Genomic DNA, 255 nt, shown 5'->3' on the forward strand with positions numbered 1-255 from the left:
AGCAAAAGTTAGCCGACATTTTAAAGCAGGAAGACTTGGTTAACAGGCTGGCGGGTAACGACACTGCGCTCGTTGCCTTGGAAAAAATAAAAGCCGGCGACATTGGTGAATATGTGGCGCTCTCCCCCGAGAAAGGCCGACGTAAGTCACCAGGTGCAATAGGCGGGCATATAAAAACCGTTGCCGATGCACTGGGCTACAACAATGGGCAGTCGCTGGACTTGGCCCAATACGTAAACGGGGTGCATTTCGCCA

The 255-nt window shown here is 52.2% G+C and carries 1 protein-coding gene; it reads left to right on the forward strand.

All coding sequences use genetic code 11. The features are described from left to right. Positions 1-35: 35 nt before the first annotated feature. On the forward strand, positions 36-255 hold a 220-nt coding region (locus ACUHMQ_RS21375), incomplete at its 3' end, for a hypothetical protein (protein WP_445297437.1).

The organism is Chitinimonas violaceus, from assembly GCF_052601015.1.